Here is a 5,837-nt window from a genome sequence, read left to right as displayed (position 1 = left end):
GCCCTGGTCTCGCCGCCGGGACGGGCGGCGAGACCAGGGCCGGGCGCGGCGGCGGCAGCGGCCGAGCTTCCACGGGCGAGCGTGCCTCAACCGGAGGTGCGGGTCGCGTGGCCGGCTCGGGCGCCGCGGGGACGGGAGGCGCGGCCGGAGCCGGAATCGGCGGGGGCGGCGCGATCGGCCGGGGCGCCGGGGCGTCGAGGGCTGGTCGAGCCGGTGCGTCGCCCTCCTGCGCACCGGCGGCGAGCGCTTCGGCCCTGAGTTGTCGCAACGCCTCGTCCGGCGTCGGCAGGTCGGCGGCGTAGGCGAGGCGCACCAGCGCCATCTCGGCGGCCGCCAGCGGCCGAGCCGCGCTCGCGACCTCGGACACCGCCTTCAGCAGGATCTGCCAGGCCCGCGACAACGCCCGCACCGGCAGCCGCGCGGCGAAGTCGCCGCCGCGGCGCCGCTCGATCTCGCTCAGCGTCGGGTCGGCGGCGGCGGCCTCGGGCGCGAGCTTCAGGCGGGTGACGAGGTGGGTGAAGGCGGCCAGGTCCGAGAGCACCACCGACGGGTCGGCGCCGGATTCGTACTGGCTGCGCAGCTCGGCGAAGGCGGCGGGCACGTCGCCGCGCATCACCGCCTCGAACAGGTCGAGGATGCGGGCGCGGTCGGCCAGGCCGAGCATGTCGCGCACGCCCGCGGCGGTGACGGTGCCGGCCCCGTGGGCGATGGCCTGGTCGAGGAGCGAGAGCGCGTCGCGCACCGAGCCCTCCGCCGCGCGCACGATCGCAGCCACCGCCTCGTCCTCCGCGCCGACGCCTTCGGCGGCGCAGATCTTCTGGAGGTGGGCGGAGAGCACGTCGGCCTCGACGCGGCGCAGGTCGAACCGCTGGCAGCGCGACAGGATGGTGATCGGGACCTTGCGGATCTCGGTCGTCGCGAACACGAACTTCGCGTGCGGCGGCGGCTCCTCCAGCGTCTTCAGGAACGCGTTGAACGCGTTGCCCGAGAGCATGTGGACCTCGTCGATGATGTAGACCTTGTAGCGCGCCGAGACCGGCGAATAGCGCACCCCGTCGATGATCGCGCGCACGTCCTCGATGCCGGTATGCGAGGCGGCGTCCATCTCCAGCACGTCCATGTGCCGCGATTCCATGATCGCCTGGCAGTGGACGCCCAGGGTCGGCATCGCGATGGTCGGGCCGGTGTCGGGGGCGCCGACGGGCGCGTAGTTCAGGCCGCGGGCGAGGATGCGGGCGGTGGTCGTCTTGCCGACGCCGCGCACGCCGGTCAGCATCCAGGCCTGCGGGATGCGCCCGGCCGCGAAGGCGTTGCCGAGGGTGCGCACCATCGCGCCCTGGCCGATCAGGTCGTCGAAATCCTTGGGGCGGTACTTCCGCGCCAGCACGCGGTACGGCGTCTGCGCGAGGGCAGGCGCCGGAAACCCGGGCAGGCCCGGCTCGTCGTCAGGCGTGCCGGTGCTCGCGTCCATGCGCTCTTCGGGGGTGCGTCTTCGCTCTTCGCGATCGTGCCTTGGCCGCCGCTGCGGGCCGCTCGACCCGCGGTTCCTGCGGTGGAACGAGGTGGGAGGCTGGACGAAGACCCGCTCGGTCTCGTTAGGGCTGCTTCCTTCCGGACCTGACCCGGTTGGCGAGTGAAACGTCCCTCGCCAACCTCCCGCGGCCTATATGGCCGGAGGCTCCGGCGATGGCAAGCGGCCCGGTCACGAAGCCTCGGCGGCTGCGGGACTGCCGGCGCGAGTCACGGCGGCGGCCGCGAGCACGAGGGCGAAGCCGAACAGGAACACCGGGTTGATCGAGAGCTCCTCGAACATCAGCGAGGGCACCATGAACAGCACCGTGTAGAACACGAGCGGGCCGAACCGCTGCGGGCTGAGCACGATCCGTACCGTCCCGACGAGGAAGGCGAGCGCGACGAGGACCCCGCTCTGGAGGGCGAGGGTGACGACGGCGTTGTGCGGCGTGCCGACGCCGGCCATCATCAGGAGCTGGTTCTCCTTCGCGACGTTGCCGAGGCCGAGCGGATGGGTCGCGGCGAGTTGCAGCCCGGCCGCGGTGGAATCGAGCCGCTCCAGGATGTTGCTGTCGGCGTGGCTGTCGGCGACGAACCGCTTCTCGATCGCCGACTGGAGCTGCTCCGGGACGGGCGCGTAGCCGGTGGCGCTGAACAGCATGACAAGCCCGCAGACGACCGCCGCCCCCGACAGGACGGCGTAGACGCTGACGCTCTTGCGGAGGATCAGCCCGAGGACGATCGCCGGCAGGATGAGCCCGGCGCGGTTGTTGGTCAGCGGAAAGCTGACGAGGAGGCCTGCGAAGTACGCCACGTAGATCGCGCTGCGGCCGGTGCGGTACCAGAGGTAGGCCGCCGACGCGCCGGCCAACGCGAAGACGTGCCCGGTCTCGTTGCCCGCGGTCCAAAGGCCGCCGAGCTTGTCCTTCATGAACAGGACGAATTCCGGCTCGAGGCCGTCGGTCGGCACGGCAAGCCCGACGGCGGTGAGCTCGATGCCGGCCGAGGCCGCGACCAGGACCAGGAGCGAGCCGGCGAAGCCCAGGAGCGTGCCGACCGCGAAGCTGTCGGCGCCCGCCGGCTCGCGGAGCAGGATCACGAGCTGCGTCGCCTGGACGAAGTACAGCAGCAGCACCAGGGTCAGGTACAGGTCGCCCTGCTGGACGTCGGCCTTCGCCACCAGCGAGGCGACGAGCAGCAGGACGACCACGCCGATCGGCAGCGCCCGCGCCAGGAGCGTGGACAGGATGCGCGGACGGAGCAGGAAGTACGGGATCGTCAGGAACGGCAGCGCGTCCGACAGGCGCAGGAACGGCAGCCCGAAGGTCGAGGTCATCACGTTGAACTGCAGCGCGAAGCCGACGCCGAGGATCACGAGCCGGTCGAGCCGGCTCAGGGACACGCCTCCGGACGCCGGAACCGCCCGCTGCGGCTCGGCCGGGACGACGCCTCCCTGGGCGATCCGCATGCACGCCTCCTCGAAGTCCGGCACCCTCGGCGACCGGAGAGGGCCGACCTTGCACGGGATAGGTTTGGAAAGGCTTGCGACGGCGGACGACGAGAACGCCTGATCCCAGCGGGCCGGGGGGCGCCACGGATTGGACGCCGCCCCGTTGCCCCATGCCTCGCCGACCCCATCTGCCGTCGCAGCATCCCCGAGCGCGTTCGGAGACCGGAGGACGGATGGACAGTTCGAAGGGCCACGGCCGCTATGCCTACAGCGCGTTGCCGGACCGGCCGACCTACGACTGGCCGGATGGCCGGCGCCTCGCGGTCTACGTCGCGCTGAACCTCGAGACCTTCGACTTCGGGTCGGGGCTCGGTGCCGAGCTCGCCCCCGGCGGCCCGCAGCCGGACGTGCTGAACTACGCCTGGCGCGACTGGGGCAACCGCGTCGGCGCGTGGCGGATCAAGGCGCTCCTCGACGAGCTCGGCCTGCCGGCGAGCGTGCTCGTCAACAGCCGCCTCTACGCCGACTGCCCCGGCCTGATCGAGGCGTTCCGCGCCCGCGGCGACGAGGTCGTCGGGCACGGGCGCACCAACGCCGAGCGCCAGGGCACCCTCGACGAGGCCAGCGAGCGCGCGCTCATCGCCGAGGCCACCGCCCTGCTGACCGAGCACGAGGGCAGGCCGCCCGCCGGCTGGCTCGGACCCTGGATCTCGCAATCGCGCCTTACCCCCGACCTGCTGGCGGAAGCCGGCTACCGCTACCTCCTCGACTGGGCCCACGACGACCAGCCGGTCTGGTTCGCGACCCGCGACGGCGGCCGCATCCTCTCGGTGCCCTACCCCCAGGAGCTGAACGACATCCCAGCGATCGTCGCCCGCAAGGAGACCGGCCGGCAATTCGCCGACGCGATCTCGGACGCCTTCGACGAGATGCTGGAGCAATCGCGCCACGCGCCGCTGGTGATGGGGATCGCGATCCACCCCTACATCGTCGGCCAGCCGCACCGGCTGAGGCCCCTGCGCGCGGCGCTCGCCCGCATCGCGGCACAGCGCGACGCGGTGTGGCTCACCACCGCCGGCGCCATCGCCGAGCATGCCGCGGGCGCGATGGCAGACGCGAAGGGTTAAAGCGATCATGGGGGTGGACCGGCCGGAGGGCGTGAGACCGCGCCGCGTCCTGATGCTGGGCGGCACAGGCACCATCGGCCGCGCGACCGTGCGGGCGCTGGTGACGCGCGGGCACGAGGTCGTCTGCCTGGTCAGGCACTCGCCGGAGGCCGCGCGAATCCCCGAGGGCGCCGTCGCGCGGGGCGTCGACCTCGCCGACCCGGCGTCGCTGGCGCGCGACGGCGTCCGCGGCGAGGCGTTCGACGTCCTGGTCTCGTGTCTCGCCTCCCGCACCGGCTTGCCCACCGACGCCTGGGCGATCGACCACGGCGCGCATGTGCGCGCCCTGGAGGCGAGCCGGGCGGCCGGAGTCGGGCACGTCGTGCTGCTCTCGGCGATCTGCGTCCAGAAGCCGGTCCTCGCCTTCCAGCACGCCAAGCTCGCCTTCGAGGCCGAGCTGATCGCGTCGGGGCTCGACTACACGATCGTCCGGCCGACGGCCTTCTTCAAATCGCTGTCGGGGCAGGTCGAGCGCGTACGGCGCGGCAAGCCGTTCCTGGTCTTCGGCGACGGACGACTCACGGCCTGCAAGCCGATCGGCGACGACGACCTCGGGGCTTACCTCGCGGACTGCCTCGACGATCCCGCGCGCCGCAACCGGGTGCTGCCTATCGGCGGGCCGGGCGAGGCGATCACGCCGGAGGCCCAGGGCGAAGCGCTGTTCGCGCTCCTTGGGCGCGCGCCGCGCTTCACGCACGTGCCGGTGGCGCTGCTGGACGTGATCGTCGGCGTGCTGGCGACGCTCGGACGATTTCTGCCGGCCTTGGCGGCCAAGGCCGAACTCGCCCGCATCGGGCGCTACTACGCCACCGAGTCGATGCTCGTGCTCGACCTCGCGACCGGGCGCTACGACGCCGACGCCACCCCTTCGACGGGGTCGGAGACGCTGTTCGACCATTACGCGCGGCTCGTCCGCGGGGAGGCGGTGGCCGAGCGCGGCGACCACGCGGTATTCTGAGGACGCCCGAACCCGACGCGACCGTCGCGCTGCGAAGTCCGACCGCGCTTGCGCTCCGCGCAGCCGCATCCGATGGTTTTTCGCGTGCGGGCCGCGGGTCCGCTCCTGAGAAGTCCGCTTCTGAAAAGCAGGTGTCCATGAGCCGTCGCGAGGCCTTCGTCGTCGATCCCGGAACCGAGGACGCGCAAAGGCGCGCCGCGGACCCGCGCGCCTCGGCCTGGGTCTCGGCCAACGCGGGCGCCGGCAAGACCAAGGTGCTCACCGACCGGGTGGTGCGGCTGCTGCTCGACGGGGCGGCGCCGGCGCGCATCCTGTGCCTCACCTTCACGAAGGCCGCAGCCGCCAACATGTCGATCCGGATCTTCCGGACGCTGGGGCGCTGGGTGACCCTCGGCGACGCGGCGCTCTCGGCCGAGCTCGTCGCGCTCACCGGCCGGGCGGCCTCGCCCACCGACCTCGATGCGGCGCGGCGGCTGTTCGCCCGCGCGGTCGAGACGCCGGGCGGCCTGAAGATCGAGACGCTGCACGCGCTGTGCGAGCGGCTGCTGCACATGTTCCCGTTCGAGGCCAACGTGCCCGCCCGCTTCGCAGTGCTGGACGAGAACCTCGCCGCCGAGATGTTCGCCCACGAGACCGACAAGGTGCTGGCCGCCGCCGTCGGCGGCGACGCGGCCCTCGGCTGGGCCCTCGACCTCGTGACGCCGGAGGCGACGGGCGAGGCCCTGCGCAAGGCGATCCGGCAGGCGATGGC

At 72.8% G+C, this 5,837-nt stretch carries 5 protein-coding genes and 1 other RNA gene; 3 read left to right on the top strand and 3 right to left on the bottom strand.

Annotation, left to right across the window (positions count from 1 at the left end; translation table 11 throughout):
- The 3 genes from FV229_RS24735 to FV229_RS24725 form a co-directional block, all read right to left on the bottom strand.
- Nucleotides 1–1,471, bottom strand: a 1,471-nt coding sequence (locus FV229_RS24735) for a DNA polymerase III subunit gamma/tau (protein ID WP_147754483.1), incomplete at its 3' end; no start/stop codon positions are given.
- 89 nt (nt 1,472–1,560) lie between these two features.
- Nucleotides 1,561–1,659: signal recognition particle sRNA small type (gene ffs, locus FV229_RS24730), an RNA gene on the bottom strand.
- A gap of 43 nt (nt 1,660–1,702) precedes the next feature.
- On the bottom strand, nt 1,703–2,980 hold the full coding sequence (locus FV229_RS24725) for an O-antigen ligase family protein (RefSeq protein WP_147754482.1): 1,278 nt from the start codon (nt 2,978–2,980) through the stop codon (nt 1,703–1,705).
- Between the two features lie 215 nt (nt 2,981–3,195).
- Here FV229_RS24725 and FV229_RS24720 point away from each other — a divergent pair, with 215 nt between their 5' ends.
- The 3 genes from FV229_RS24720 to FV229_RS24710 form a co-directional block, all read left to right on the top strand.
- Nucleotides 3,196–4,089, top strand: a complete 894-nt coding sequence (locus FV229_RS24720; protein WP_147754481.1) for a polysaccharide deacetylase family protein — start codon at nt 3,196–3,198, stop codon at nt 4,087–4,089.
- A 52-nt stretch (nt 4,090–4,141) separates the two neighbouring features.
- A complete protein-coding gene (locus FV229_RS24715) occupies nt 4,142–5,086 on the top strand; it encodes an NAD(P)H-binding protein (RefSeq protein ID WP_147754484.1) in 945 nt (314 codons plus the stop codon).
- 137 nt (nt 5,087–5,223) lie between these two features.
- The coding region (locus tag FV229_RS24710) for a UvrD-helicase domain-containing protein (protein WP_147754480.1) at nt 5,224–5,837 on the top strand (614 nt) is incomplete at its 3' end.

This window comes from Methylobacterium sp. WL120 (genome assembly GCF_008039465.1).
GTDB classification, from domain to species: Bacteria; Pseudomonadota; Alphaproteobacteria; order Rhizobiales; family Beijerinckiaceae; genus Methylobacterium; species Methylobacterium cerastii.
Note: the sequence above shows the minus strand (reverse complement) of the source record. Positions and strands in the feature narration are given on the sequence as shown.